The 25,177-nt window shown below is 53.2% G+C and carries 27 protein-coding genes and 2 pseudogenes; 25 read left to right on the forward strand and 4 right to left on the reverse strand.

What is annotated here, in order from left to right:
• Positions 1–44: 44 nt before the first annotated feature.
• Together holA and DWV57_RS00405 are read left to right on the forward strand one after the other, a co-directional pair.
• A complete protein-coding gene (gene holA / locus DWV57_RS00400; protein WP_120019601.1) occupies positions 45–1,073 on the forward strand; it encodes a DNA polymerase III subunit delta in 1,029 nt (342 codons plus the stop codon).
• Positions 1,070–1,684, forward strand: a complete 615-nt coding sequence (locus DWV57_RS00405; protein ID WP_118528213.1) for a DUF4093 domain-containing protein — start codon at positions 1,070–1,072, stop codon at positions 1,682–1,684. The genes holA and DWV57_RS00405 overlap by 4 nt, the downstream gene beginning before the upstream one ends.
• A 28-nt stretch (positions 1,685–1,712) precedes the next feature.
• Here the strand turns inward: DWV57_RS00405 and DWV57_RS00410 are convergent, their stop codons facing one another.
• Both DWV57_RS00410 and DWV57_RS00415 read right to left on the reverse strand, forming a co-directional pair.
• Positions 1,713–2,414, reverse strand: a complete 702-nt coding sequence (locus DWV57_RS00410; RefSeq protein WP_243112274.1) for a sigma-70 family RNA polymerase sigma factor — start codon at positions 2,412–2,414, stop codon at positions 1,713–1,715.
• 132 nt (positions 2,415–2,546) lie between these two features.
• A complete protein-coding gene (locus DWV57_RS00415) occupies positions 2,547–3,212 on the reverse strand; it encodes a recombinase family protein (protein ID WP_347562364.1) in 666 nt (221 codons plus the stop codon).
• Between the two features lie 217 nt (positions 3,213–3,429).
• Here DWV57_RS00415 and DWV57_RS00420 point away from each other — a divergent pair, with 217 nt between their 5' ends.
• The 10 genes and pseudogenes from DWV57_RS00420 (at position 3,430) to DWV57_RS14910 (ending at position 11,417) form a co-directional block, all read left to right on the forward strand.
• Positions 3,430–4,284: a DUF6017 domain-containing protein gene (locus DWV57_RS00420; RefSeq protein WP_120019603.1), complete on the forward strand. Its 855-nt coding sequence runs from the start codon at positions 3,430–3,432 to the stop codon at positions 4,282–4,284.
• Positions 4,284–4,436 (forward strand): annotated as a pseudogene (locus DWV57_RS14720) (ParA family protein); the annotation flags it as partial. The gene DWV57_RS00420 and the pseudogene DWV57_RS14720, both read left to right, overlap by 1 nt.
• Before the next feature lie 122 nt (positions 4,437–4,558).
• Positions 4,559–5,077, forward strand: a pseudogene (locus DWV57_RS00430) (relaxase); the annotation flags it as partial.
• A gap of 485 nt (positions 5,078–5,562) precedes the next feature.
• Positions 5,563–5,898 carry a helix-turn-helix transcriptional regulator gene (locus DWV57_RS00440; RefSeq protein ID WP_097778303.1) on the forward strand — a complete coding sequence of 112 codons (336 nt, stop codon included), beginning with the start codon at positions 5,563–5,565 and terminating at the stop codon, positions 5,896–5,898.
• 496 nt (positions 5,899–6,394) lie between these two features.
• Positions 6,395–8,650 carry a DEAD/DEAH box helicase family protein gene (locus DWV57_RS00445; protein ID WP_120019604.1) on the forward strand — a complete coding sequence of 752 codons (2,256 nt, stop codon included), beginning with the start codon at positions 6,395–6,397 and terminating at the stop codon, positions 8,648–8,650.
• Positions 8,651–8,733: 83 nt separating this feature from the next.
• Positions 8,734–8,952 (forward strand): HFLK protein, encoded by a 219-nt coding sequence (locus DWV57_RS00450; protein WP_120019605.1) that lies wholly within the window; start codon positions 8,734–8,736, stop codon positions 8,950–8,952.
• A 115-nt stretch (positions 8,953–9,067) separates the two neighbouring features.
• A complete protein-coding gene (locus DWV57_RS00455; RefSeq protein WP_120019606.1) occupies positions 9,068–9,595 on the forward strand; it encodes an isochorismatase family protein in 528 nt (175 codons plus the stop codon).
• A 10-nt stretch (positions 9,596–9,605) separates the two neighbouring features.
• Complete coding sequence (locus DWV57_RS00460; RefSeq protein WP_120019607.1) at positions 9,606–10,124, forward strand: O-acetyl-ADP-ribose deacetylase; 519 nt, start codon at positions 9,606–9,608, stop codon at positions 10,122–10,124.
• 18 nt (positions 10,125–10,142) lie between these two features.
• On the forward strand, positions 10,143–11,225 hold the full coding sequence (locus tag DWV57_RS00465) for a hypothetical protein (RefSeq protein WP_120019608.1): 1,083 nt from the start codon (positions 10,143–10,145) through the stop codon (positions 11,223–11,225).
• A gap of 63 nt (positions 11,226–11,288) precedes the next feature.
• A complete protein-coding gene (locus DWV57_RS14910; RefSeq protein WP_256372185.1) occupies positions 11,289–11,417 on the forward strand; it encodes a hypothetical protein in 129 nt (42 codons plus the stop codon).
• A 199-nt stretch (positions 11,418–11,616) separates the two neighbouring features.
• Here DWV57_RS14910 and DWV57_RS00470 read toward each other — a convergent pair whose 3' ends face one another.
• The gene (locus DWV57_RS00470) at positions 11,617–12,369 is read right to left on the reverse strand and encodes a MurR/RpiR family transcriptional regulator (RefSeq protein ID WP_097778298.1); all 753 of its coding nucleotides are present in this window, start codon (positions 12,367–12,369) and stop codon (positions 11,617–11,619) included.
• Positions 12,370–12,633: 264 nt separating this feature from the next.
• On the opposite strand from DWV57_RS00470, the gene DWV57_RS00475 reads away from it, so the two are divergent.
• The 8 genes from DWV57_RS00475 (at position 12,634) to DWV57_RS00515 (ending at position 19,237) form a co-directional block, all read left to right on the forward strand.
• A complete protein-coding gene (locus DWV57_RS00475) occupies positions 12,634–14,229 on the forward strand; it encodes a PTS transporter subunit EIIC (protein WP_120019609.1) in 1,596 nt (531 codons plus the stop codon).
• Between the two features lie 53 nt (positions 14,230–14,282).
• Positions 14,283–15,611 carry a 6-phospho-alpha-glucosidase gene (locus tag DWV57_RS00480; RefSeq protein ID WP_120019610.1) on the forward strand — a complete coding sequence of 443 codons (1,329 nt, stop codon included), beginning with the start codon at positions 14,283–14,285 and terminating at the stop codon, positions 15,609–15,611.
• A 198-nt stretch (positions 15,612–15,809) separates the two neighbouring features.
• Complete coding sequence (locus DWV57_RS00490) at positions 15,810–16,157, forward strand: desulfoferrodoxin family protein (protein ID WP_120019611.1); 348 nt, start codon at positions 15,810–15,812, stop codon at positions 16,155–16,157.
• 331 nt (positions 16,158–16,488) lie between these two features.
• Complete coding sequence (locus DWV57_RS00495) at positions 16,489–16,788, forward strand: helix-turn-helix transcriptional regulator (protein WP_120019612.1); 300 nt, start codon at positions 16,489–16,491, stop codon at positions 16,786–16,788.
• Positions 16,789–16,874: 86 nt separating this feature from the next.
• Positions 16,875–17,336 (forward strand): DUF523 domain-containing protein, encoded by a 462-nt coding sequence (locus DWV57_RS00500; protein ID WP_117535089.1) that lies wholly within the window; start codon positions 16,875–16,877, stop codon positions 17,334–17,336.
• Entirely contained in the window at positions 17,321–18,097 is a 777-nt protein-coding gene (locus tag DWV57_RS00505) for an HAD family hydrolase (protein WP_097778293.1), read from the forward strand. The genes DWV57_RS00500 and DWV57_RS00505 overlap by 16 nt, the downstream gene beginning before the upstream one ends.
• A gap of 87 nt (positions 18,098–18,184) precedes the next feature.
• Positions 18,185–18,772, forward strand: a complete 588-nt coding sequence (locus DWV57_RS00510; protein WP_120019613.1) for a pentapeptide repeat-containing protein — start codon at positions 18,185–18,187, stop codon at positions 18,770–18,772.
• 12 nt (positions 18,773–18,784) lie between these two features.
• Positions 18,785–19,237, forward strand: coding sequence for an aminoacyl-tRNA hydrolase (locus tag DWV57_RS00515; RefSeq protein WP_005946299.1), 453 nt, complete (start codon positions 18,785–18,787; stop codon positions 19,235–19,237).
• A 19-nt stretch (positions 19,238–19,256) separates the two neighbouring features.
• Here DWV57_RS00515 and DWV57_RS00520 read toward each other — a convergent pair whose 3' ends face one another.
• Positions 19,257–20,138 carry a DUF5131 family protein gene (locus DWV57_RS00520; protein WP_347562358.1) on the reverse strand — a complete coding sequence of 294 codons (882 nt, stop codon included), beginning with the start codon at positions 20,136–20,138 and terminating at the stop codon, positions 19,257–19,259.
• Between the two features lie 114 nt (positions 20,139–20,252).
• Between DWV57_RS00520 and DWV57_RS00525 the strand changes: the two genes are divergently transcribed.
• The 5 genes from DWV57_RS00525 to DWV57_RS00545 all read left to right on the forward strand — a co-directional run bounded on the left by DWV57_RS00525 (position 20,253) and on the right by DWV57_RS00545 (position 25,124).
• Entirely contained in the window at positions 20,253–21,284 is a 1,032-nt protein-coding gene (locus DWV57_RS00525) for a macro domain-containing protein (protein WP_120019614.1), read from the forward strand.
• Between the two features lie 89 nt (positions 21,285–21,373).
• Positions 21,374–22,177 (forward strand): ADP-ribosylglycohydrolase family protein, encoded by an 804-nt coding sequence (locus tag DWV57_RS00530; protein ID WP_120019615.1) that lies wholly within the window; start codon positions 21,374–21,376, stop codon positions 22,175–22,177.
• Positions 22,178–22,410: 233 nt separating this feature from the next.
• Positions 22,411–22,875, forward strand: coding sequence for an Hsp20/alpha crystallin family protein (locus DWV57_RS00535; RefSeq protein WP_120019616.1), 465 nt, complete (start codon positions 22,411–22,413; stop codon positions 22,873–22,875).
• A gap of 250 nt (positions 22,876–23,125) precedes the next feature.
• Entirely contained in the window at positions 23,126–23,983 is an 858-nt protein-coding gene (locus tag DWV57_RS00540) for a YitT family protein (RefSeq protein WP_005946315.1), read from the forward strand.
• Positions 23,984–24,089: 106 nt separating this feature from the next.
• Complete coding sequence (locus DWV57_RS00545; RefSeq protein ID WP_055191191.1) at positions 24,090–25,124, forward strand: Zn-dependent alcohol dehydrogenase; 1,035 nt, start codon at positions 24,090–24,092, stop codon at positions 25,122–25,124.
• The last annotated feature ends 53 nt before the right edge of the window (positions 25,125–25,177 follow it).

Consider the following 25,177-nt stretch of genomic DNA (forward strand, 5'->3'; position numbering starts at 1 on the left):
TGCTATAAGTATAGTACCAGCTACAGCAGAAAGGGGAGAGCCGTTTGGCAACGGAAGCAAAATTGCGGCAGCTGGCCGACAAGGGCTGTCCGGTATATTATTTTTATTCCAGCGAGCGGTATCTTGTCCGGCAGGCGATCGCGGCCATCACCCGCATCCTGACCGCAGACAGCGACGAGGATGCCACGGTTCTGGATGGAGCTGCGCCGGAGATCGAACAGCTCATCATGGCGGCGGGCACCATCTCATTTTTTGGTACCCGGCGTGTGGTGGTGCTGCCGGAGATCGACCCTGCAGCTTACAGTGACAAGGATCTGGAAGAGTTGAACAGCACCCTTTCCAGTCTGGAAAATGCTGTGGTGGTGCTGGGCAGCGTGTTTGAACTGGAGCGCAGCAAGCTCAAAACAGGCAAGCGCGCACAGAAGCTGATCGCGCAGTGCAAGGCGCTTGGCTACACCGAAGAATTGGCTAAGCCCAAGCCCTTTGAACTGAAAATGATGATGATCGACCGCGCAAAGGAGCAGAAAACCACCCTGCCGGACGGCGCAGCGGCGGCGCTGCTGGAGCGCTGCGGCGAGGATCCGTTCCTTTTGGAAAATGAGGTGGACAAACTCTGTGCATTGTCCGGGTATCAGACGGTCACGGCAGCGATGGTGGCGGAAATGGGCACGGTCAGTCTGGAAGCAGACGTGTTCGAGATGATCCGCATGATCACCGCCAAAAACGCCACGGGTGCCTGCAAAAAGCTGCAGACTTTGCTGCGCCTGCAGCAGGAGCCCATTGCCATTACAGCGGCCATGATCGGCAGCTATGTGGATCTGTACCGGGTCAAGCTGGGGGCAGCAAAACGGAAAAATTACAGCACGGTATTCAAGGATTTTGGCTATAAGGGCAGTGATTACCGGCTCAAGCGGTCGGCCGAAACAGCCTCGCATTACACGCTGGGCCAGATCGAAAACTGTATGCAGGTGCTGCTGGAACTGGACCAGAGCCTGAAAAGCCAGCCTACCGATGACCAGATCCTGCTGGAAACAGCGCTGTGCCGGTTGGCAATGGCGGGGAGCGGACGATGAAGGAAAACGAAATGATCCATACCAGCCGGGTGCTCATTGTGGAGGGCAAGTACGATGCGGCCCGGCTTTCCCATCTGACCGATGCCATGATCCTGCTGACGGATGGCTTTGGCATTTACAGCGACAAAAAGCGCCAGCAGCTGTTCAAAGCGCTGGCGCAGAAAAACGGCCTGATCCTGCTGACGGATTCGGACGCAGCAGGCTTCCGCATCCGCACCTACATCACCAATCTGGTGGGAGAAAAGAATGTGGTTCAGGCTTACGTGCCCGCGATCCACGGCAAGGAAAAGCGCAAGGAACAGCCCGGCAAGGAGGGCCTGCTGGGGGTCGAGGGCGTGGACGATGCCATTGTTCTACAGGCGCTGCGGGATGCCCTTGGCGCTGAGGCGGGTGCCGCAGCGGCCCGCCCGGAAGGACGGCAGATTACCTATACCGACCTCTACGAGTGGGGGCTTTCCGGCAGGCCGGGCAGCGCCGAGCGCAAGGCAAAGCTTCTGAACGCGCTGGGCCTGCCGCCGCGTCTTTCCAAAAAGGAACTGGTGGAAGCGCTGAACCGACTGTATACTTTTGAACAATTGGACGAACTGCAGCTGAAAATTCTGGACAGCTGACTGCATGGCGCAGGGGTGAGCACACCGTTCACCTCTGCGCTGTTTTTGTGCTCGGAACATCCCACCGCTGGCGCAGAAGTTCCAGCGCATGAGTTTCCAGACGGGAAACATAGCTGCGGCTGATGTCCAGCAGTTTTGCAGTTTCCAGCTGGGTCAGCGGCGGCTGGCCGGAAAGACCATACCGCAGCAGAATGATCTGTCGCTCCCTGGCGGGCAGGCCGTCCAGCAGCTGCCGCATCCGGCGGATATCGTCCTGCGTTTCGCAGGTGTTCTCCATGCAGAAGCTGTCCTGCAGCACATCGGCCAGCGTCAGCGCAGAGTCACCATCTGATTCCAGCGCTTCCTGCAGCGAGACGGTCCCACCGGTTTTGCGGTTCCGGCGGAACTGCATCCGGATCTCATTTTCAATGCACCGGCTGGCGTAGGTGGAAAAGCGTGCCCGACGGTCAGAGTCGAAGGTGTCTACCGCTTTCATCAGGCCGATGGTGCCGATGGAAATAAGGTCGTCCTGATCGCCGGGCAGGGCGTAGTATTTTTTTACGATGTGTGCCACCAGACGCAGATTGTGCCGGATCAGTTTTTCCCGTGCGGCAGGGTCACCGGCACGCAGTGCGGAAAAGGCTTCGGTTTCCTCCCGGGCAGAGAGGGGCCGCGGGAAGCTGCCGCTTTCCAGATGAAGCGCCAGGACCAGAAATTTTGTGGCAAAAAATTGCAGAAGAGATAAAAACATGCCGACCCCTCCCCATAGTATCATAAACGGTTACTGTAATTTATGAAGGAGGGCTTGCCTTTTTTCCGGACTCCGGGGAGAACAACTCTGCTTCGTTGTCCACAAAATGCTGATAAGCGTCCTTGTCTGCAATCAGGTGGACAGGATTCTGCAAAATAAACTTGATGGAAAACCGGGTGAAAGAACGCCCGTTTTTGTTTTGATGCCCTGCCGCAGCAATTCGGTCTCGGTCATGGTCAGGGAATCATACTGCTCGTAGAGGTCGAAAATTTTGTAGATGATCTCTGCCTCATCCGGCAGCAGCTTGAGCTTGCAGGCCTTTTTGGTCTTGCCGTCCACCGTGATGCTCTTGACGCTCTCGGAAGCATAGCCCGTGGGGGTCGTGCCGCCCAGCCAGCGCCCGGTCTTTGTCAGCTCGTGCATGTTGTCCCGGATACGCTCTGCGATGGTCTCCCGTTCCAGCTGACTGAACACCGATGCGATGTACATCATCGCGCGGCCCAGGGGGCTGGACGTGTCAAAACTTTCCCGGATGGACACAAAGTCGATGCCCAGCCATCCCAGTTCTTCAATCAGGCTGGAAAAGTCGCTGATGTTGCGGCTGATGCGGTCCAGACGGTAGACCACAATGGCCTTGAATTTCCGGTCCTTGGCCGCAGTCATCATCTTTTTGAAATCCGGGCGGTTCAGGTTGCCGCCGGAAATGCCCTCGTCCTCAAAGACGACAGCTTGCTGTGCTGCGGCATCGCCATAGTGGGTGCGGATATATTCGCGGCAGAGGTCGATCTGATTTCCGATGTTCTCGCCCTTGCCGGTGCAGCGGGACTATTGCAATGGTGTCGGCAGTTTTGGCCATGAGATACTCCTTTCCTGTTGTCTGGTGGCCGTAGATGCGGCTATTGTAGCATGATAAGCCATCTTTGTAAAGAAAAATAACGATAGTCATACATATTTCATCATACTACGAACGGAGGTGTCAAGGATGTGACAAGGCAGAACAAGCGAGGAAGTCAGGATGTTTGACTATTTCTATGGGCAGTCGGGCGAGATGTTCTCGTATTTCCGGGTGCCCAAAATTTTATTCCGGGACATAAAATTCAAGGACCTGTTCACCGATGCCAAAACGCTGTACGGCATCCTGCTGGACCGCATGGGGCTGTCGGTGAAAAACGGATGGTTGGATGAGCAGGGAAGGGTGTATATCATTTTTCCTGTGCAGGAAGTGATGGATGCACTGGGCTGCGCAGACAACAAGGCTACCAAACTGTTCCGGGAATTGGAAAAGTTTGGACTGATTGAGCGCAAACGGCGCGGGCTGGGAAAACCAAATCTGATTTACGTCAAAAACTTTGCAGACCCGCGTTTTCGGAATCGCGAAAAGAACGGTTCCGGTGCCGCGGATTCAGCGCAGCCAGAGACGGCAAAATCACGAGGAAATAAGACTGAGTGGAATAAAACCGAGAGGAGTGAACCTGATCCTTTCTCTTCCGACGCGGAGGATGAACCGGATGAGCGCACACGGCTGGAAGCGTATTTTATGCAGTCGTTGGAGGTGGACTTGCTGCTCCGGGTCTGCCCGGATGAGGAGGACACCATCTACCAGATCGTGGACTTGCTTGTGGACACCTGTTCCACCAAACGCAAGCTGCTGCGGGTGGCAGGGGACGACAAGCCTGCGGAGGTCGTGCGCAGCCGATTCATGAAGCTGAATGCAGACCATATCCGCTTTGTGCTGAAGTGTCTTGCGGAAAGTACCGCACCGGTACGGAATATGAAGCAGTATCTGCTGGCTGCACTCTACAATGCACCCACGACCATGCAGCTTTATTACCAGAACCAAACCAATCATGATTTATCGAACAGGGGGTGATGAAAATGTCGAAAAAAGCAACCACGATTGCCATCGTCAATCAGAAAGGCGGAACCGGCAAAACCACGACCTGCGAAAATCTGGGCGTAGGGCTTGCACGGGAAGGCAAAAAGGTGCTGCTGGTGGATGCCGACCCGCAGGGGTCGCTTACCATAGTTGCTTCGCTCCTATGGCCAGTTGTGCGCACTGCATGCGGATTCATAGTTGTCCGCTGCGCAGACATTGCCATCAGCATGGGCTGGCAGCAGTCCGATGAACTGCCTGTTACGCTTTCTATGCGCGATGGGCGAAGCGGTACAACCTGAAGGAGATGTCCAAGACGCTGATTTTTCTGCAGGAAAACAAAATCGGGAGTATGGATGAAATGGAAGAACAGGTGCGTGCTGCAACGATGCGCTATCACGAACTGGGCGACTCCATCAAAGCTGCGGAAGCGCGGATGGCAGAAATTGCGGTAATGAAAACGCACATTATCAACTATGCCAAAACAAGGTCCATCTATGAGGCCTATCGAAAAGCAGGATATAGCAAGCGATTCTTGGAAGCAAATCGGGAGAGCATTGCGTTGCACAAGGCGGCCAAAGCGGCTTTCGATGAGGCTGGGCTGAAAAAACTTCCGAAGGTAAAAGAACTGAGCATCGAATATGTTGAGCTTCTGAAAAAGAAAAAAGCAGAATATCCGAGCTATCGGAAAGCACGAGAGAGAATGCAGGAACTGATGAAGGCGCAGAAAAACGTAGAAATGTTTTTTGCAGACAACAGGAGCGAACAGGAACAGCAGCAGACCCGATAAAACGAAAGTCACCGAGAATTCGATCCCAATCCGTTTTGGGAAAGAATCCTCGGTGGCTTTTTTAGTTTATATAGCAGCGGTCCTGCGTGACGAGCCAATCCTCACATAACCGCTGCGCTTCGTCCTTTGAGCGGCAGGTGCAGTTGAAAAGTCTGCCGTGCAAAGAACAATATGTGTAGTGTACCTTTGGGATGCCATCGGAATCTCTGAAATTGACACAGCGTTCTTCACCGGGCAGCAGGTAGATTGAATCCACGTTCGGCAGCTCCCTTTATTCTTGTTTGATGTGCATTGCACAACATTGCTATTGTAGCATGCCCGGTTCAAAAAGGCCATTGATGATTTGAACAAAGAAATGCTCTAAAATTTTCTGTCCGAAACAAACGCTAATTGAGTTAAACAAACGCCAACTGATTGTGTATAAAGAAATACACGGCCTTTATTCTAGTGGTGTGTAACTAACGCTAATAGAATGCGAGGATGTTATGAAAACACTTTTAGGCCAACGAATCAGAGAACAACGCAGGAAAAAAGGCTGGACAATGGATAAACTGGCCGAGAAAGCAGATCTGTCTGTAAACTATGTGGGTGATTTGGAACGTGGGGTGAAGACGCCAAGTCTGGACACTTTCATCCGGATCGTTGAAGCATTGGATGTTCCCGCAGATGTGTTGATCCGGGACTCCGCAGCCCCAGCATCTTATGTGGCAGATGATGAGCTGAACCGGAAGTTGAGCCGTCTTACACCGGGGCAGAAGAAAGCCGCAACCGATATTTTGAACGCATATATCGATAACATACCGTACATCAAAGAGAAGTAAATAGGTTACAGTGGGTGCTGACAAAATCATTGTCAGCACTTTTTCTTTTAAGTGGGTCTGTGCCCAGCGAATATATCACTGAATCATGAACTCCATCAAAAAAGCGTTCGGCAGGAACGCGCAGCCTGCAGCGGTACGATGCAGATCACAAAGGGTTTGGGAATTCCCAACAAGCATTTTGCGAAGCAAAAATGGCGTTTGTATAGACAGACGCCCTGCTTGCGCAAGCTGTTACAATCCACAAAGATAACGGAAATTTTTTGTTTAAAGGTACGGAAAGCAACTTGAAATGTTGGAATTTTCACAAAAACATTGCCTGAAAATTAAGCAAAGAGTATACTTTGATATAGTAAATTGAAAATTGTCAATTACTGCTTTATTTTGGTAAAAAGAAGATGGAATCATGGCAAGACTGAAAGAAAACAAACCAACTGCGAATGTTCGCGGGCGATGGGGTACTCGTTTGAAGCAGCTATGATATGACTGGGAGGCCATCATGGAACCATCAAAAGCAACCAGTGTTAACAGCCGTGCGGAAGAACTGTTTGTTCAGTTGTTCTGTGGGGCTTTTGGACCTGAGAAAACCGAAAATTTGCAGGTCCAGTACCCATGCGTGGACATCTATGGACGGCATCGCTACATCGACTTTGCGCTGGAATCGCCTGAATCCAAAATTGCAATTGAAATTGACGGCGAGACCTACCACAACCCCAGCAAAGTGTCCGAAAACAAATACGCTGATGACCTTCTGAAGCAGAACAGCCTGATCTATGACAACTGGGAAGTCTACCGTTGGATCTACAGCCAGTTGGAAAAGCAACCGGAAAAGGTCAAAGATGAGCTGATCACATTCCTGGGCACCAGCCCCATGTTCAAGGCTTTTGAAGCGGACCTGCCGGTTCAGATGGGGCAGACAATAGAGCTGCGGGATTACCAGCAGGAGGCTATCGACAACCTGAAGAAGATGCGTGAGGATGGTAAAACCATCGCGCTGCTGTACCACGCAACCGGCGTCGGAAAAACAATCACAGCCGCCACAGATGCAAAAGCTGTGGGCGGACGAACGCTCTTTCTGGTCAATGCCCTGAAGCTGGCTTCACAGGCTAAGGATACGTTTGCGAAAGTGTGGCCGGAGGCTACACTGGGGGAATATACCGGAAGTCAGAAGGATATGACCCAGACGGTCATTTTTGCAACGGTGCAGAGCATCTCCAAGGATTTGGAAAAATTCTCCCCGACAGATTTTGATTATTTGATCGTGGATGAATGCCATCATGCAGCGGCTAATACTTATCAAAAAATCTTTACCTACTTCCATCCGAAGTTTATTCTGGGCTTGACTGCAACACCAGAGCGCAGTGATGGCGAGGATATGCTGGAGTTGTTCCAGAATGTTGCCCACAAAATGGACCTGAAGACTGCAGTGGAGCGCGGTGTACTGGTGCCGATTCGCTGCATTCGGGTCAAAACCAACATTGATCTAACCGATGTGCGGATCAACGGCATCAAATACAACTCGCAGGATCTGGAAAGTAAGCTGTTCATTCCGGAACGCAATCAGTTGATTGTTGATACCTATCTGAAGTACGTGAATGGCAAGAAGACTGTGATTTTTTGCGCAAGTGTAGATCATGCGGCGGAGATTGCGAAGCTGCTGCGCGACAATGGGGTGAAAGCAGAGGCTGTTTCCGGGCGTGACCGGGTAGAAATCCGGGATAAGATCCTGAAAGATTACGAAACCGGTTCTACGAATGTTCTTTGTGCCTGTGACTTGCTGAATGAGGGCTGGGATAGTCCTCATACCACAGTGCTGTTCATGGCACGGCCCACAATGTCTAAAACAATCTATATGCAGCAGCTTGGGCGAGGCACCCGCCGCTGTCCGGGAAAAGATGACCTGCTGGTGATTGATTTTGTAGACAACGCCAATATGTTCAATATGCCCTACAGTCTGCATCGGGTGCTGGATATTTCAAAATATCAGCCCATGGCCTATGTGCTGGCCCCGGAGAACAAGCGGAAGCTGGATCAGGACATGCTGTTCAAGGGAGAAAAGCCGGAAGCGTGGCTGGATGTGCCGATTGATGTAGACGACTACGAAATCATCGACTTGTTCAATTGGCAGAACAGCGTCAAGGATATGATCTCGCAGATTGAGTTTGTTCGGATGGTAGATGTGCAATCCGAAACGGTAGATCGTTATATCAAGGATGGAAAAATCAAGCCGGATCTTTCTGTCCCGTTTGGCGACAAGCGGATGTTCCACTATTTCCGCGAAGAAAGTGTCCGAAACATTGCCAAGCAGTACGGCTGGGATCTCATCACGCCGCAGAATATGGCAGATAAGTTCATGAAATTCATTGAAACGATGGATATGAGCTTCTCCTATAAGCCGGTCCTGCTCAAAGCGATTTATGAGTATATGGACAGCAATGGCAGAGTTGCCCTGCCGGATGTGGTAGATTACTTCATTGACTTCTATGAAGACCGTAAGGCGCATGGGATGATTGCGGAAAAGCCCAACAGTATCTACCAAAAGGGTGGCTATACTAAGAAGGATGTGGAGAAGAACATTCTGTCCAATCCGTTCAAGCGTTTTGAAGACATGCGCTTTCTGATGCGCTGCAAAGATGTAGAGACCGTTGAAGTGAATCCCATCATCTTCCGCAAGCTGACACGGGAAGACTGGCTGCATATTGTGGACGTCTGCGACAAGAGCCTTGAAAAATATTATATGAGGTTCAAAAAATAATTAGAAAGGATGTTTATTGGACATCACTTTTTGTAAGATGCCTTCAGAAGAAGCGACAACAGACTTCTGAGGAGGACAAAACAATGTCAAACGGTGATTATGGCTACTTCGGCAAGGGCGATATGGGCTATGCCCAGTACATGACGGCGTTCAACCGCAACTTCGGCGGCTCGTCCGGCGGCGGTGGTGGTGGCGGAAACCACAACAACAATGGCGGTGGCGGCGGGGACGGCAGCGGGTGCGGCTGCCTGATCGCTATTGCAGTGGTCGTGGTGCTGATCCTGATCGTCTTGGGTGGCTGAATCAATCCCTGCAGGTGAAACACAGGTTTTCCCTGTGGGGATTTTTTGAATCCGCTTGTAGAAAGCAACGGTCTATGGTAGGATGAAACCAAAGATACACAGGAGGGGCTTACACATGGTTTTACTGGTTGTGGATACACAGAAAGGTATCGTGGATGAACGCCTGTATGCGTTTGAAAAGTTTGTCAGCAACATCAGGAAACTAATCCGGACTGCCCGCGAACAGGGAATCGAGGTCGTCTATGTCCAGCATGACGATGGACCCGGCACTGGCTTTTCCATTGGGGACGATGAATTTGAGGTCTATTCCGAATTTGCACCGCTGCTGACTGAAAAACGGTTCGTCAAAACCGTATGCAGTGCGTTCAAAAAAGAGAGTGATCTGCTGGAATATCTGACGGAAAAGGGCGAAAAAGATGTGATGGTCTGCGGCATCATGACCGACTTCTGCATCAATGCAACGGTGGAGGCGGGCTTTGAGCATGGCCTGCACATGATCGTTCCTGCCTATGCAAATTCCACGCAGGACAACGAGTACATGACGGGGGAGCAGAGCTACCGCTATTATAATGAGTTCCTCTGGCCGGACCGCTATGCTGACTGCGTGCCTATGGACAAGGCGCTGGAGCTGCTCAAAAAGTGAGGTGTTTACAATGATTTCTGAAAAAGTAAAAAATCAGATTCAAGTGGTGGAGGGTGATATTACCAAACTGGACTGTGACGGCATCGTAAATGCGGCTAACCGCAGTCTGTTAGGTGGCGGTGGTGTGGATGGTGCCATCCACCGGGCAGCAGGGCCGGAACTGTTGGCGGAGTGCCGCACGCTGCACGGCTGCCGCACCGGAGAAGCAAAAATCACTAAGGGCTACCGGTTGAAAGCAAAGTATATCATTCATACAGTAGGGCCAATTTATTCCGGCACAGCAGAGGATGCCACGCAGCTGGCGGACTGCTACCGCAATTCGCTGAACCTTGCCAAAGAGCATGATGTCCATAGCATTGCGTTCCCGGCAATTTCGACCGGCGTGTATGGCTACCCGCTGGAAGATGCCACGGAGATTGCGGTCAAAACAGTGGCACAGTGGCTGGAAGATCACGCGGATTACGCCATGCAGGTGATTTTCTGCTGCTTCGATGCCCGGACGGAGCGGGTGTATCAGGCAAGGCTGTAACCGGAAGAGGTGTGAGAGATGGGCTTTTTCAAAAAGCTGTTTACAGGAATCGGGTTTGCGGCAGGTTTTCTGTTCTTCGGATGCTTGTCAGTGATTGTGTATGCGTCCCGTGGACGGCATAAACCCTGCCATCGGCGCAGCAGCTTTTGGAACACATTGGAGCGCTACCTGATTTTTTCGTGGATCTGTGAAGGTGTGCGCAGCAGCCGGAAACGAGCGGAGACGTCCTATTGTCAGCGCACCGGCGGCGATTTCTGGCAGATGCAGATACAGGCTCGACCGGCAAGTGTCAAGAATTCTGCTCCTGAAGTGAAAACACCAAGGCCGGAAGCGAAAAACACGGGCACAGGTGCAACGCGGTCGGTAAAACCAAGGAGAACGGAGCGTCCTTCTGCGGCACAGAAAGCATCGGTAGCACAAAGCGGTGCCAAAAGCGTGTCGGTGCCGACTGTACTAGGGCAAAACGTTTCGGAGGCTGACGCAGAAAAGCACAGCGAATGGTCAAAGCCTAAGCCAAAGCCCAAGCAGGAGCATGCTGCGCAACAGTCAGAAGCCAAAGAAGTACATCAAAAGTCCGCACAGCAATTGGAAGCGGAACGGCAGCAGAAACTGGAAAACCTGCGTGCTGCAATGCAAAAACAGATTTGCACCATTCATGCAGATGTAGAACTCTCGGCCAACGGTCAGAATGACAGTGGGTCAGCGGAGCAGAAACTGCATGTCCTGTTGTACAAGTCCACGCTGCCAGAAAATGACCTGAATCAAGCGCTGGATGAGCTTCGGACGGAGCGCAGGCGGCAAAAGGTAGAGTATCAGGGCGCACCGTTCGCAGACGTGTTTTTGGTCAGTCTGATTTTGTCCGATGAGGACAGTGAGCGGGCCTGCACCGTGGATGTGGGGGAAACCGGCATGAGCTATGTCATTCCGTGGAGCAGCATCCCGAAAGACCTGCAGGAACCGCTGCACCGCTATGTATCGGAAGCGGAAGGAAAACTCTGCGGCTACTGCAAGGAAGAACTCTGCAACAGTGAAAGCGGCAGGATGGTCGTGGAACTGTATCTGGGCAAACAGGAACATCACGTTTCGAGGATATTGTATTGAAATAGCTGCACAACCGCAGCTATTGGATTGAAAATAAGGCTGAAGCCACAAGTGCTCCAGCCAATGTCAGAGTTTCTTACCGATGACGGCGAGACAAAGGATTACGACAAGCCGGAACATTTTGTGCAGATCACGCTGGATGCGGATGGAAACGCAAAGAGCAATCGTGCTACGGTCAAAGTAGAAGGATAATCGTCAGACATTACGCAGTTCCTACAGAGTGACAGCGTTTCAGCTTGAAATAATGTGTACCCAGTTTTCTGGACACCGGGTCAAAATTGAATAATTAGCTTTTTATATCTGCACCAGAAAAGCCGCTCCGGGTTTAGCCGGGGCGGCTTTTCTGATGGCATTGGAAAGGAGAGACCGTATTCTCAGGCGTGAAAACCGCTCACTGCCCTTCTTTTCCGTTCGGATGCTCGTCCTTCTCCAGAACAAGATCCATGAGGTATTCAAAGGTGATAAGCACGCGCGCATAGAAATAGTTGGCGGTAAGGTTCCGGTCGTCCAGCATCTTGTCGTCCAGCAGCACAAAGGCAGGGTCTGCACAGCGGGCGATGGGAGAATTGTCGGCACCCACAAAGGCAATGATGCTCCGGTGCTGTGCAAAGGAGTCCTGCACTGGCTTCAGGATGGTATTGGTCTTTCCGCTTTTGCTGATGGCGATGACCAGCCCGGCATTCAGTGCACCGCTTTCGTAGACCTCATAACTGTTGGAGCCGATGGCGCAGTAGCCCAGAACCAGCAGCTTCCGCACCATAAATTCCTGCAAAGGGGCACAGAACCCGGTGCCGGTCACAAGAATGGGCTTTTGCCGGTTTTCGTGGAGCAGCTCCACAAAGCTGTGCATTTTTTCTTCGGGGATATCCCCGATAAAGGCGGTAATGTCGGAGGCGTGGTTTTTGTTATCGATCTCGTTCTGGATCAGAAAACCGATGCGGTAGATCATATCGGTGTAGCCGGTATAGCCCATCTTTTTGCTCAGCCGGATCACGGCCGCCGGGGAGGTATAATTCTGCGCTGCAAACTCTCGCACGCTGCACTGACCGCCGTTTTTTGCGGTTTCCAGCACCGCCTGCAAAAGCTGCTGCTCGTTGGCATTCAGATGGTGCTGATCTGCCAGTTTGTAAAGGTCGTGTTTCATATTTTACTCCGATTTTCGAATCAAAGAACGGCTTGATTCCATAAAGTATACGCTGAATCGCGTATTTTGTCAATAAACATTTCGATGTATCCAACATGAAAGCGAAACATGTTTCAGCTTTTGCGAACAAGTTCAAAAAAAGTCCAATTCGGTAGATTTTTTTGTGCAGAGTGATATAATCAAGCCATCGAAACGGTAAGGTGCACCCCCGAAACGAAGAGACAATTTGAAAAGAGAGATTCATGGAACGTTAGGAGAACACCAATGAAACAAAAAGTTATGGATGCGATGCAGAGCTTTTCCAAAGCTTTGATGGGCCCCGTTCTGTTCCTGCCCATTGCGGGTATGCTGCAGGCGATTTCTTCGGTCATGAGCAACACGGCACTGGTGACAGAGGGCGGTGTTGTCTGGACCCTCGGCAAATTCATCAATGGCGGCGTTGGTGCAGTCATTGGCAATCTGGGTATCCTGTTCTGCGTGGGCATCGCAATGAGCCTTGCCAAAAAGCGCAAGGCAGATGCGGCATTTCTGGCACTGGTCAGCTATCTGGTCTGGCTGGCAGCCAATGCCCGCTGGCTGGATGTGGCAGGACTGACCATCGCCGGTGATACGGCAAGCGCTTTGTACGGCACCGGTCAGACCATCTGCCTCGGCTATCACGTTACCGACATGGGCGTATTTCTGGGCATGATCCTTGGCGTGGTGGTGGCGCTGGTCCACAACCGCTTCATCGACACCGAGTTTGAAGGTGCCATGGCCATGTACGGCAACAGCAAGTTCGTCTTTGTGGTGCTGCTGCCCATCGTTCTGGTCATGGCGGTGGTTGCCAGCTACGTCTGGCCTGTGGCTGCGGCGGGTATCAACGCCCTGACCGGTGTCATGGCAAGTGCAGGCGCGTTCGGCGTGTTCCTGTACGGTTTCTTGAACCGCGTGCTGATCCCCACGGGTCTGCATCATCTGGTCTGGTCGCCCTTCCTCTACTCCGCACTGGGCGACAGCATGATCATCGGCGGTGAGCAGATCGTTGGCGCAAAGCCTGTGTTCCTTGCCCTGCTCAGTGACCCCAGCGTGGCAATGATGCGGGATTCCGCACGTTTTCTGACCTACGGTCTGATGAAGACCTTCGGCGTGATCGGCGTGGCAATGGCTTTTATCTCCACCGCCAAAAAGGAGAAGAAGGCTGCCACCAAGGCACAGATCATCCCGGCTACCCTTACCGCCTGTCTGGTGGGCGTGACCGAGCCGCTGGAATTTACCTTCCTGTTTGCAGCTCCTGCGCTGTGGCTGGTGTACTCGGTTCTGGACGGTCTGTTCCAGATGATCGTTTACCTTATTGGTGTCCGGGTCTGCGCCACCAACGGCATCATTGACTTTCTGGTGCTGAACCTGCCCGCAGGCATTGGCCGCACCCACTGGCCGCTGTACGTGCTGGTGGGTCTGGTGGAGATCGTGGTAATGTACCTCGTTTTCCGCTTCCTCATCGTGAAGATGAACCTCAAGACCCCCGGCCGTGAGGACGGCGATGCTGTCACCGACCTTGCCGCAAACGCAGCTGCCGTCAAGCAGCAGATTCGCAGCGGCGCAGCCGAAAAGACTGCTGCCAGCGCAAACGATGCACAGACCGCAGCCCATATCGTGGAAGGACTGGGCGGTGCAGAGAACATCCTGAACACCGATAACTGCATGACCCGTCTGCGAGTGCAGGTCAAGGATGCCGCTCTGGTCAAGGACAAGGAGTGGTTCAAGCCCACCGGCTCCGCAGGTCTTGTGGTAAAGGGCAACAACATCCAGATCATTTACGGCCCCAAAGTGGGAAAGATGCGTGCCATCGTGGACAGCTACCTTGGTCGCGCAGAATAAGATATCCGCTTTTATTCATCATACAAAAAACATTATAATAGGAGGCTTGCCTTATGAAAACGTTCAAACTGGTCATCGCCGGCGGCGGCAGCACTTATACCCCCGGCATCGTCAAGAGCCTGCTGGTGCAGAAGGATCGCTTCAAGCTGAATGAGCTGGTGCTCTACGATAACAACGCAGAGCGTCAGGAGGCTGTGGGTGTCATCGTCCGCCATGTGGTGGAAATGTTCGACCCGGAACTGAAGCTGACCCTGACCACCGACCCGGAAGTTGCCATGACCGATGCAGATTTCATCTTTGCACAGATGCGTGTCGGCCTGTACGCTATGCGTGAGCAGGACGAGAAAATCCCGCTGAAGTACGGCGTTGTGGGTCAGGAGACCTGCGGCCCTGGCGGTCTGGCTTACGGTCTGCGTACCATCTACCCCATGGTGGAGCTGATCGATTACTGCGAGAAGTACGCAAAGCCCACCTACTGGATCGTCAACTACTCCAACCCCGCTGCCATCGTGGCAAAGGCAACCTTCCGTCTGCGCCCGAAGGCTCGTATCCTGAACATCTGCGATATGCCGGTTGCCATCGAGCGCAACATGGCCGAGATTCTGGAGTGCGACCGTCATGATCTGGAAGTGGACTACTTTGGTCTGAACCACTTCGGCTGGTTCACCAAGGTGCGCCTGAACGGTGAGGATGTGACCGAGAAGCTCAAGAGCTATGTAGCAGAGCACGGCTATATGCCCCAGAACGCCAAGAGCGATGTGCTGCACAGCGATCCGTCCTGGCTGCACACCTACGCAAACGCCAAGAACATCTGCTCTGCTTTCCATGACTATCTGCCCAACACCTATATGCAGTACTACCTGCTGGGCGATGAAGTTGTAAAGAGCAGCGATCCCAACCACACCCGTGCCAATGAGGTCATGGAAGGCCGCGAGAAGCGCATCTTTGATGCTGTGGCAGATTATCGTGCCGGTAAGGACGTAGACCTGACCAAGTTCTTCGGCGGTGTGCACGGCGAGTTCATCGTGGACGTTGCCATGAGCCTTGCCTTCGACCTGCGCAAGCGCTATCTGGTCATGGTGGAAAACAACGGTGCTGTGGAGAACCTGCCCTCCGACGCCATGGTGGAGGTTCCCGCTTACATCACCGACCGCGGCCCGGAACCCGTGCGTGTGGGCGAGATTCCCACCTTCTACAAGGGTCTGATCGAGCAGCAGGAGGCTGTGGAGAAGCTGATCGTGGATGCTGCTGTGGAGCACTCCTACGAGAAGGCACTGATGGCCTTTACTCTGTCCAAGACCGTGCCCAGCCTGCTGGTCGCCAAGAAGATCTTGGACGATATGATCGTTGCCAACAAGGCTTACTGGCCGGAGCTGCACTGATAAGTACTTCGTCAGCGGCTGATACCGGACAACTGAGCCCATAAAACATTGAACGTCTCCCCGGCATTCCTTCCAAGAAGGATGCCGGGGAGTTTTTTGCTGTCATATTTACAGGTATCTGCAGTCATCATATACGAATATCCCGATATCTCCGCATTCAAGTTCTTCGCAGCGCTTTACCCATACGATCTGTCCGCTATGATAATGTGGCTCTATACCATCCATAACGCAGGCGTTCCGCTGGTCTGCTGCGGGGAGAAGATGAAAGAGCTGGTTCCCAATACGGTGGAAGCCAGCGGCGAGAAGCATCTGCCGGTGGCAGAGCTTTTCGGCAGTCGTCTCACGGTCACAGTGGGCGCGGTGGAGCACCCCATGGCGGATGTTCACTATATTCAGTGGATTTTTGTGGAGACTGAGAACGGCGGGCAGATCCGCTATCTGAATCCGGGGCAGGCTCCCAACGTGGGGTTTGAACTGGGAAGTGAAAAGCCGGTGGCTGTTTACGCATACTGCAACCTGCATGGCCTTTGGATGACGAAACTCTGATACAATCAATGCAAACGGGGAGTGATTTGATGTCACTCCCTGTTTTTTGATGAGAACTTTATGCGGTTCTTTTGGTTCGGAACTGTGTATAAATGGGATGGATACAGTGATGAAAACACTTGCTATAATATCGCCATGGCGCAAGTTTCAGTTGCGCAAGAGGGAAAATTGCCTGAAATGCATTAAAGGCTGATAATACTCCGTGAGCTGCTCACAAGAGCAGCTCCATCGAGTCGCGGTCATTGTGCATTTTCAAGCTGAAAACAGGCCGGGACTCGGAAAAGGAGTCTCGGCCTGTTTGTGTTTCCGGCGCAAAGGAAAGGATTGAACAATGCGATTTGATGCAAAAGAATTCGGCGGACGTATCCGCGATTTGCGGAAAAAGAAGGGGATTACACAGGAACAGCAGAGTATAATGCTGAACGTTAGTGCGAATCATCTTGCAAAAGTTGAAACGGGAAGCCGCTGCTGCTCGATTGAGTTGCTGCAGGATCTTTCGTCCTGCCTGAATGTCAGAACGGACTATCTGCTGAACGGAGATGCACCGCATAACAACCATCTGAGGGAAAGACTGACGTTTCTTGCACAGGAATTAGAAAAGATTACGGCGGACCTCCCGGTATGGGGATAGGAAAAAGCAGAATCCTCTTTTTCAATGTCCAAAAGCGTGGTAGAATAGGTAAAAGATTCAGTATCTGAAAAACGGAGCGCGCAACAATGAAGATTCTGGTCAGCGCCTGCCTGCTGGGCGAAAACTGCAAATACAGCGGCGGAAACAATTACAATCAGGCGGTTTGCGATTTTGCGCGGGGACATCAGGTGGTTCCGGTCTGCCCGGAGGTGCTGGGCGGCCTGCCCACACCGCGGTGCCCGGCGGAAATCGTGCAGGGCGTTGTCACGAACAAAGAGGGCATCAATGTGGACCGGGAGTTCCGGGCAGGTGCAGCGAAAGCCCTTGCCATTGCAAAAGAAAATGGGGTGGAGCTTGCCATCCTGCAATCCCGCAGTCCCAGCTGCGGCGTGAAGGAAATTTACGATGGAACGTTTTCCGGGACAAAGATTCCCGGACAGGGCGTTTTTGCCAAGATGCTGATGGACGAAGGCGTCCGTGTTCTGGATGCCGGGGAATTGCCTAAAATTATCTTGAAAAATGAGGACGGAAAATGTCAATCAGACTGATTTGCAGCGACATTGACGGTACGCTGCTGCAATACGGCAAAAAGGAACTGGAAGACGAGATCTTTGAGCAGATACGGGAGCTGCATCGGCGCGGCATTCTGTTTTGCCCGGCATCCGGCCGGCAGTATACCAGCCTGCGCAAGCTCTTTGCACCGGTGGCGGACTGCTGTGTGTTTCTCTGCGAAAACGGCGGCGTGATCTATAAGGACGAACAGTGCATCGCCAAGAATCCGATGCCCCGTGCATTGGCCGAAGAAATCGCCAACGACCTGTGGACCCGCAGCGACGGGCAGGGCGAAGTGATGCTCTCCGGTCAGAATACCGCCTACCTGATGGAGCGGGGCATGGGAATGCTCCAGCGCATCCAGTTCATCGGGAACAACTATCAGATCATTCATGCCCCGTCTGAGGTGCCGGAGGAGATCACAAAAGTATCGGTGTATCTGCACGAAGGCGTAGAATCTTACACGGAACGGTTTGTCCCACGATGGAAAGAGGCGAACTGCGCTGTGGCAGGGCCGTACTGGATCGACACCACCTTTGCCAACAAGGGCATCGGTGTGCGCAGCATCTGCAAGACGCTGGACATCGACCTTGCCGATGTGATGGCTTTTGGCGACAATTATAACGATGTGTCGATGCTGGACATTGTGGGTGTGCCCTACATTATGGATGGTGCCGCCGCACCGCTGCGGGAAAAGTACCCGAACCATACACCCCGCCCAGAGGATGTGCTGCGGGAGTTCTTGAAGCAAGCGTAAATTTGGAACGCGCACGTTCCAAATTTGAAATGATACGATACAAGCTGCACGGCTTTGCTGGAAGAACTGCGCTGACAGGAGAATTTTATGACAGAGCGTTATTGTGAGGGTGGACGGTTTGCTGACCTGTCGTTCACCGAGGAGACTTTTGAGGACTGCGACTTTACCGACTGCGTGTTTGTGGATTGCTCCTTTACCAAATGCGAACTGGATCATACCACGCTGAACGAGTGCAAATTCGTGCGGTGTGAGATCACAGGTCTGCGCAGTACCCATTCCTCGGTGCAGTCGCTGGATTTTGAGGACTGCCGCCTGAATGAAATCGAGTGGGCACCGCTGATGTCCAATGGTGCCTTCCCGGACCCTATCCACACGCTGAAAGAGTGCAGTCTTAAATATAACACCTTCACCGAAATGAACTTTAACCGCTTCGACTTTTCGGATGGCAACGAAATTGTCGGTTCAATGTTTGCCAAATGCGAGATGCAGCTGGCGAATTTCAAGGGCGTGGAACTTCACGAAACGGAATTCTACCAGTGTGACCTGCGCAAGGCGGATTTCCGGGATGCCGCCGGTTATAGGGTGGACATTCTGGGCAGCCGCCTGAAGGATGCGAAATTTTCCCTGCCGGAAGCAGTGAATCTGCTGGCAGATTTGAAGATCAAGCTGTCATAAGAAGGAGAGAAAATGCGTCAACTCATCATTGCCCGAAAGGACCTGCAGATGTCTCCCGGTAAGCTGGCGGCGCAGTGCTGCCATGCTTCGCTGGCATTCCTCACCGACCCCATCGGCATGGGACAGGGCGTGGAACCCATTGAGAAAGACGGAGAAATTACCGGCTATCGGGCAGAAATCATGTTGGAGAAAGCAACCTATGAAGAATGGTTCGATGGCTCTTTTACCAAAACTATCTGCGGGGCAAAGAACCGCAATCAACTGCTGAAAGCAAAGACAATTGCCGAGGAATTGGGCCTTGTGGAAAACAAAGACTTCTTCCTTATCCGGGATGCCTGCCACACCGAGCTGGAACCGGAAGAATTTGATGAAAACGGAGAGGGCATGACCCTGACCTGCATCGGTTTCCGCCCGCTGCCGGATGAAATTGCACATCAGATCAGCCATAAATTTCATTTGTATTGATTCCTGGAACTCCTTTATTTTATAAGCATTTTCCGCAATCGCTGCAGCCGTTGCAGATCAACTTGCTGCCGCAGGTCTCGCAGTTTGCGCGGAAATGGGGCACATAGAGATCTTCCTGCGGGATGGGGTAGCCCCAGTCGTCCACGAGGTCAAAATGAATGGGCCTGCCCTGAAAATTCATGCCGGATTTATAGGCCATTCGGCTTTGCAGCTGCTTGTTTGGCAGGTGGTAGCGCCTGCCGTCCTTGATGAACACGGTGCCGGTCTCGATAAAGCAGAAGGTCACGTTGGCATCCACGCATTCCTGCCGGAGAGACTTGACCCAATCAAAATTGCAGGGGCGGGCACCATCGTAGTTTTCGCCGCCGCAGATGACCTGCTCGATTTGCCCGGCGGTAAGGTACTGCCGGATGCTTACTGGCCCGATGAAGGGTGCGCACATGATGCCCTTGTGCTTGAAGGGCAGGTCAAACAGAATGGGAATGCGCTCATCGGCGCGGCGCTGATTTTCACAGGTGACGTTGAAAAAGATGTTGTCCCAACCGCTGCCCCAGTCCGGCGGCAGGCACTCCCGTACCCGCTGCGGCCGTTTGGTGAGCAGAAAAAACACCACATCGCTGCGTTGGCGCATGATGTCCCACGCCTCAACCCGCCACGGGTCGGCTTCTTCCAAGAAGAAATCCGAGGTCATGCAGACCCGGATCTGCTCACCACTCTGGATTTTGTAGTGTCCGGTGCGGTCTTTCTGGAGCGGATAGGAAAAGCCGCTTTTCGTTTTGTAGATCTCGGCTCCGTTCTGGTCCCGCATCCGGTCGAGAAAATACATGTAGCAGTTCTGGCAGCCCTCGCTGCACTTGACGCAGCCGTGCCATGGATTCCAGATGTCGTGCAGGAAGCTCACCTTCTTTCGATACCTATTATTATAATAGCTGCGCGGACAGGAAACAAGAGCACCCCTTGCACCGCCCCGCCGGATGTGATAGGATGAAGAAAACCATGTGAGGGAGGAACCACCATGCCGTTTCTGATGATCCGCAATGACATCACCAAAGTGGCGGCGGATGCCATTGTCAACCCGGCCAACCGGAACCTTTTGCAGGGCAGCGGCACCAGCCGTGCCATTTATCAGGCGGCAGGGGAGCAGGAGCTGACCGCCGCCTGCGAAGCCATCGGCCGTTGCGATTTGGGCAGAGCCGTGTGTACTCCGGCATTCGGTCTGCCCGCAAAATATATTTTCCATGCAGTCTGCCCAGCGTGGCACGGCGGCGGGTTCGGCGAAGCTGAACAATTAGCCGGTGCATACCACTCCGCATTGGAATTAGCCGCAGAGTACCACTGCGAGAGCGTGGCCTTTCCGCTGCTGTCCAGCGGAAACTATGGCTACCCCAAAGAACAGGCCTTCCGCATTGCGGTGGACACCATCACACAGTACGTCATGGAGCACGACCTGACCGTGTATCTGGTGCTCTACGACCGGGACTCGCTGGCCGTGAGCCGGAAGCTGTTCGCCTCGGTGGAGGAGTACATTGACGACCACTATGTAGCACAGAACAATGAAAGCTACGGATTTTTCCGTCGGCGCAGGGAATTGTCAGAGCGGCGGAGGCTTCTGGAAGAAGATGCCGCCGTGCCGATGCTAGGTGCAGTTCCGGCACCCGTCGCGGCACCCAGGACAGCCCGCAGTCTGGAAAGCCTGATGGATAATCTCGGTGAAAGCTTCACCACCCGGCTGCTGCGGCTCATTGACGAGCGGGGGCTGAAGGACTCCACCGTGTACAAGCAGTCCAACATCTCCCGGCAGCATTTCTCCAAAATTCAGTGCAATCGCGACTACAACCCCAAAAAGAAAACGGTGCTGGCCTTTGCGGTGGGGCTGCACCTGTCCGAAGATGAAACCATCGACCTGCTCAAGAGTGCGGGCTATGCCTTTTCGGATGGCTCCAAGCGGGACTGGATTGTGCGGTATTGCCTGGAATACAAAATCTATAACATCAATCAGGTCAATACGCTGCTGTTTGAATACGATCAGGAACAGCTGGGTGCGTGATTTGTCGCCTGCCCGTTGACCTTTTGCCCTCCGGTTTGTGGTATCCTTTTGCCAACGAAAGCGATACACCACAAAACGGAGGGCGTTTTATGTTAGGCGCAATTTTGGGTGACATCGTGGGCAGTCCCTATGAATTTGACCACAACAATTACAAGCACAAGGATTTTCCGCTGCTGAGCGAGAAATCGCACTTCACCGATGATACCGTCATGACCGCTGCGGTGGCAGTTGGTCTGATTGACGGAAAGGGTCTGCCGGAGAGAACATTTTGTGCAGTGCAGCATGAAATGCGGTTCTGGGGCCGTGAATATCCCCATGCCGGTTACGGCGGGATGTTCCGCCGGTGGCTGCACGCAGAAAATCCGAATCCCTATGGCAGTTTCGGTAACGGCTCGGCTATGCGGGTGTCGGCAGCGGGCTGGCTGTTCGATACGCTGGACAAAACGCTGGAAATGGCAAAAGTGACCGCTGAAGTCACCCACAACCACCCGGAGGGCATCAAAGGCGCGCAGGCCACGGCGGCAGTGATTTTTCTGGCTCGTACCGGTCACAGCAAGCCGGAGATCAAGCGGTATGTGGAGCAGACCTTCGGTTATGACCTGAACCGTACCTGCGATGAAATTCGGCCGACCTATCATCATGTGGAGACCTGTCAGGAAACTGTGCCGGAAGCAATCATTGCTTTTCTGGAAAGCGTCAGTTTTGAGGATGCACTTCGCAATGCGGTCTCTCTGGGCGGCGACAGCGACACCCTTGCCTGCATCACCGGCGGCATTGCCGAAGCTTTTTACGGGATGCCGCAGGAACTGCGGGACGAGACTTTGAAACGTCTGCCGGAGGATATCCGGGAAGGGTATGAGCTGTTGTGCTTCATGATTGCCAAGATGATATAAAATGCGATGATGCGACTGAATTTTGAAAAGATTGCATAGGATTTTATAAAAGTATTATTCTTTTATGAATTTTAGCACTCTTCTATTGACACTGCTAATGAACGGTGCTATAACAGTGGCGTGCTCAGGAGGAAGGGCAAAAGGAGAGCCGCTAGGCTCCCCGGAAAGCCCTTCTGAATGGACGCTTCAGATTTTTTGCCCCGACCCGAACGCCGGGATTGGAGGAATGATTTATGCTTATGCCGACTGTTTTCCATGAAAACCTGTTCGATGATTTCTTCGATCCGTTCTGGAATGACGCTGCACTGGAACGTGCTATGAACCGTGAGGCTCGTGGTGCCTTTGGTAAGCGTGGTGCAAACATGATGAAGACCGATGTCAAACAGACGGACAATGGCTACGAAGTAGCTGTTGACCTGCCGGGCTGCAAGAAGGAAGATGTCCAGATGGAACTGGACGACGGCTACCTGACCATTCAGGCAGTGCGCAGCCACAGCAACGATGAAAAGGATAAGAAGGGCCGCTACCTGCGGCGCGAATCCTTCTCCGGCACCTGCGCGCGCAGTTTCTACGTGGGCGATGTGAAGAAGGAAGACATCCACGCAAAGTTCGAGGATGGCGTCCTGCACGTCGAGCTGCCTGCTCCTCAGCAGACGAAGGCTTTGCCTGAGAACCCGAACCTGATCGAGATCGAGTAAAACGCCGGTCGTGTGCGCCAAGGCACAACGCACATAAAGTGGCCCCGGAGAGCTGTAACAAGCCCTCCGGGGCCATTTTTGTTTCGCTATCTTTTCCGCAAGGGAAAAACATGGTATACTGAGAACAGCAACTTCAGAATTTATGGAGGTACTTCACTATGGAATACAAACGCTTTGGCGGTAAGCTCCTTGTCCGCATCGACAAAGATGAGGAGATCGGTGAAACAAATTTGACTTTAGGGGGACAAAGATGAGTGATGTAAAAGGAAAGACCGGCGCAGTCCTGAGGGAGACGGCAGTCCTGACCGGGGCGGTGGCGATCATTGCGGCGGGCGTTTTCTTTTTTCTGGTGCCGAGCCATACATCCGTCAGCAGCATTTCCGGCCTTGGCATCGTGCTGTCCAATTTTGTGCCGCTGCCCTTGTCGGTCATTACGATGATTCTGAACGTCGTGCTTCTCATCATCGGGTTCTTTACCTGCGGCAGAGAATTTGGCGCAAAGACCGTATACACCAGTGTGCTGCTGCCGGTGTTTCTGGGGCTGTTTGAAAAGCTGTTCCCGGAGTTCGGCTCGATGACCGGCAGTCAGGAGCTGGACGTGCTGTGCTATATTCTGGTGGTCAGCATCGGGCTGAGTATTTTGTTCAACCGCAATGCATCCTCCGGCGGGCTGGATATCGTGGCAAAGATCATGAACAAGTACCTGCACATGGAATTGGGAAAAGCCATGTCTCTGTCGGGAATGTGTGTGGCGCTTTCCGCGGCCCTGGTTTACGATAAAAAGACCGTGGTGCTGAGTATCCTCGGTACTTACTTCAACGGCATCGTGCTGGACCATTTCATCTTTGATAACAGCATCAAACGCCGAGTCTGCATCATCACCGAAAAAGAGGAGGCGCTGCGTCAGTTCATCCTCCATGACCTGCACAGCGGTGCGACCATGTACGAGGCCATCGGTGCATACAATCTGGAAAAGCACAACGAGATCATTACCATCGTGGACAAGAGCGAATATCAGAAGCTGATGAACTTTATCAACCGGGAAGACCCCAAGGCTTTTGTTACCATTTACAATGTGTCCAGCATGCAGTATCAGCCCAAGATCTGATCGGCGGAGAACTGCCGCAAAGGGCGGGCCTTTTGCGGCTTGCTCTTTGCCATAGCTGCGTGGTATACTCCGTTCGGAAAGATCAAAGCGCGTGGAGGTAAAAAGCATGCTGACCTATACCTATGTTTCAGAGGGAACGTTTGCCCTGATGGAAAAACCAAAGCCGGTGCTGCAGCACGAGCGGGACGCCATTGTAAAGGTGACCCTTGCCAGCATCTGCTCCAGCGACCTGCACATCAAGCACGGCAGCGTGCCCCGGGCGGTGCCCGGCATCACGGTAGGGCACGAGATGGTGGGCATCGTGGAAGAAGTGGGCAGTGCGGTGACCAATGTGAAACCCGGCGACCGGGTGACGGTGAACGTGGAGACCTTCTGCGGAGAGTGCTTTTTCTGCAAAAAAGGCTTTGTGAACAACTGCACCGATCAAAACGGCGGCTGGGCGCTGGGCTGCCGCATCGACGGCGGGCAGGCCGAGTATGTCCGGGTGCCCTTTGCGGATCAGGGACTGAACAAGATCCCTGACGGCGTTACCGATCGGCAGGCGCTGCTGGTGGGCGATGTGCTGGCCACCGGCTTTTGGGCGGCACGCATCTCGGAAATCACCCCCGAGGATACCGTGCTGATCCTCGGTGCAGGGCCGACCGGCATCTGCACGCTGCTGTGCGTCATGCTGCACAGCCCCAAGCGCATCATCGTCTGTGAAAAGGACGCAAGCCGCCTGCAGTTCATCCGTCGGCACTACCCGCAGGTGCTTACCGTGCAGCCGGAGGACTGCGCCGCCTTTGTGCGTGCCCACAGCGACCACGGCGGGGCCGATGTGGTGCTGGAGGTGGCAGGGGCAGATTCCACCTTCCGGCTGGCATGGGAGTGTGCACGGCCCAACGCCGTTGTGACGGTGGTGGCGCTGTACGATAAGGCACAGACCCTGCCGCTGCCGGAAATGTACGGCAAAAACCTCACCTTTAAGACCGGCGGCGTGGACGGCTGCGATTGTGAAGAAACGCTGCGTCTCATCGCAGAAGGCAAGATCGATACCGAACCGCTCATCACCCACACCTACCCCCTGCGCCGGATCGCAGAGGGCTACGAGCTGTTTGAAAAGAAACGGGACGGCGTGATCAAGGTGGCAGTGGAGTGCTGACGGTCTGCGCCAAGGCACAACGCACATAAAGTGGCCCCGGAGAGCTGTAACAA

This window comes from Faecalibacterium sp. AF10-46 (genome assembly GCF_003604105.1).
Classification (GTDB): domain Bacteria; phylum Bacillota; class Clostridia; order Oscillospirales; family Ruminococcaceae; genus Faecalibacterium; species Faecalibacterium taiwanense.

Bases quoted from the DNA above. Each gene is read 5' to 3' on its own strand.
- DWV57_RS00490 (WP_120019611.1), top strand. From the start codon at position 15,810: ATGATAATGTGGCTCTATACCATCCATAACGCAGGCGTTCCGCTGGTC.
- DWV57_RS14910 (WP_256372185.1), top strand. From the start codon at position 11,289: ATGTCAGAGTTTCTTACCGATGACGGCGAGACAAAGGATTACGACAAG.
- DWV57_RS00505 (WP_097778293.1), top strand. From the start codon at position 17,321: ATGTCAATCAGACTGATTTGCAGCGACATTGACGGTACGCTGCTGCAA.
- DWV57_RS00465 (WP_120019608.1), top strand. From the start codon at position 10,143: ATGGGCTTTTTCAAAAAGCTGTTTACAGGAATCGGGTTTGCGGCAGGT.
- DWV57_RS00480 (WP_120019610.1), top strand. From the start codon at position 14,283: ATGAAAACGTTCAAACTGGTCATCGCCGGCGGCGGCAGCACTTATACC.
- DWV57_RS00460 (WP_120019607.1), top strand. From the start codon at position 9,606: ATGATTTCTGAAAAAGTAAAAAATCAGATTCAAGTGGTGGAGGGTGAT.
- DWV57_RS00445 (WP_120019604.1), top strand. From the start codon at position 6,395: ATGGAACCATCAAAAGCAACCAGTGTTAACAGCCGTGCGGAAGAACTG.
- DWV57_RS00525 (WP_120019614.1), top strand. From the start codon at position 20,253: ATGCCGTTTCTGATGATCCGCAATGACATCACCAAAGTGGCGGCGGAT.
- DWV57_RS00450 (WP_120019605.1), top strand. From the start codon at position 8,734: ATGTCAAACGGTGATTATGGCTACTTCGGCAAGGGCGATATGGGCTAT.
- DWV57_RS00405 (WP_118528213.1), top strand. From the start codon at position 1,070: ATGAAGGAAAACGAAATGATCCATACCAGCCGGGTGCTCATTGTGGAG.
- DWV57_RS00545 (WP_055191191.1), top strand. From the start codon at position 24,090: ATGCTGACCTATACCTATGTTTCAGAGGGAACGTTTGCCCTGATGGAA.
- DWV57_RS00500 (WP_117535089.1), top strand. From the start codon at position 16,875: ATGAAGATTCTGGTCAGCGCCTGCCTGCTGGGCGAAAACTGCAAATAC.
- DWV57_RS00495 (WP_120019612.1), top strand. From the start codon at position 16,489: ATGCGATTTGATGCAAAAGAATTCGGCGGACGTATCCGCGATTTGCGG.
- DWV57_RS00510 (WP_120019613.1), top strand. From the start codon at position 18,185: ATGACAGAGCGTTATTGTGAGGGTGGACGGTTTGCTGACCTGTCGTTC.
- DWV57_RS00440 (WP_097778303.1), top strand. From the start codon at position 5,563: ATGAAAACACTTTTAGGCCAACGAATCAGAGAACAACGCAGGAAAAAA.
- DWV57_RS00475 (WP_120019609.1), top strand. From the start codon at position 12,634: ATGAAACAAAAAGTTATGGATGCGATGCAGAGCTTTTCCAAAGCTTTG.
- DWV57_RS00420 (WP_120019603.1), top strand. From the start codon at position 3,430: ATGTTTGACTATTTCTATGGGCAGTCGGGCGAGATGTTCTCGTATTTC.
- DWV57_RS00535 (WP_120019616.1), top strand. From the start codon at position 22,411: ATGCTTATGCCGACTGTTTTCCATGAAAACCTGTTCGATGATTTCTTC.
- DWV57_RS00455 (WP_120019606.1), top strand. From the start codon at position 9,068: ATGGTTTTACTGGTTGTGGATACACAGAAAGGTATCGTGGATGAACGC.
- DWV57_RS00530 (WP_120019615.1), top strand. From the start codon at position 21,374: ATGTTAGGCGCAATTTTGGGTGACATCGTGGGCAGTCCCTATGAATTT.
- DWV57_RS00470 (WP_097778298.1), bottom strand. From the start codon at position 12,369: ATGAAACACGACCTTTACAAACTGGCAGATCAGCACCATCTGAATGCC.
- DWV57_RS00410 (WP_243112274.1), bottom strand. From the start codon at position 2,414: ATGTTTTTATCTCTTCTGCAATTTTTTGCCACAAAATTTCTGGTCCTG.
- DWV57_RS00515 (WP_005946299.1), top strand. From the start codon at position 18,785: ATGCGTCAACTCATCATTGCCCGAAAGGACCTGCAGATGTCTCCCGGT.
- DWV57_RS00540 (WP_005946315.1), top strand. From the start codon at position 23,126: ATGAGTGATGTAAAAGGAAAGACCGGCGCAGTCCTGAGGGAGACGGCA.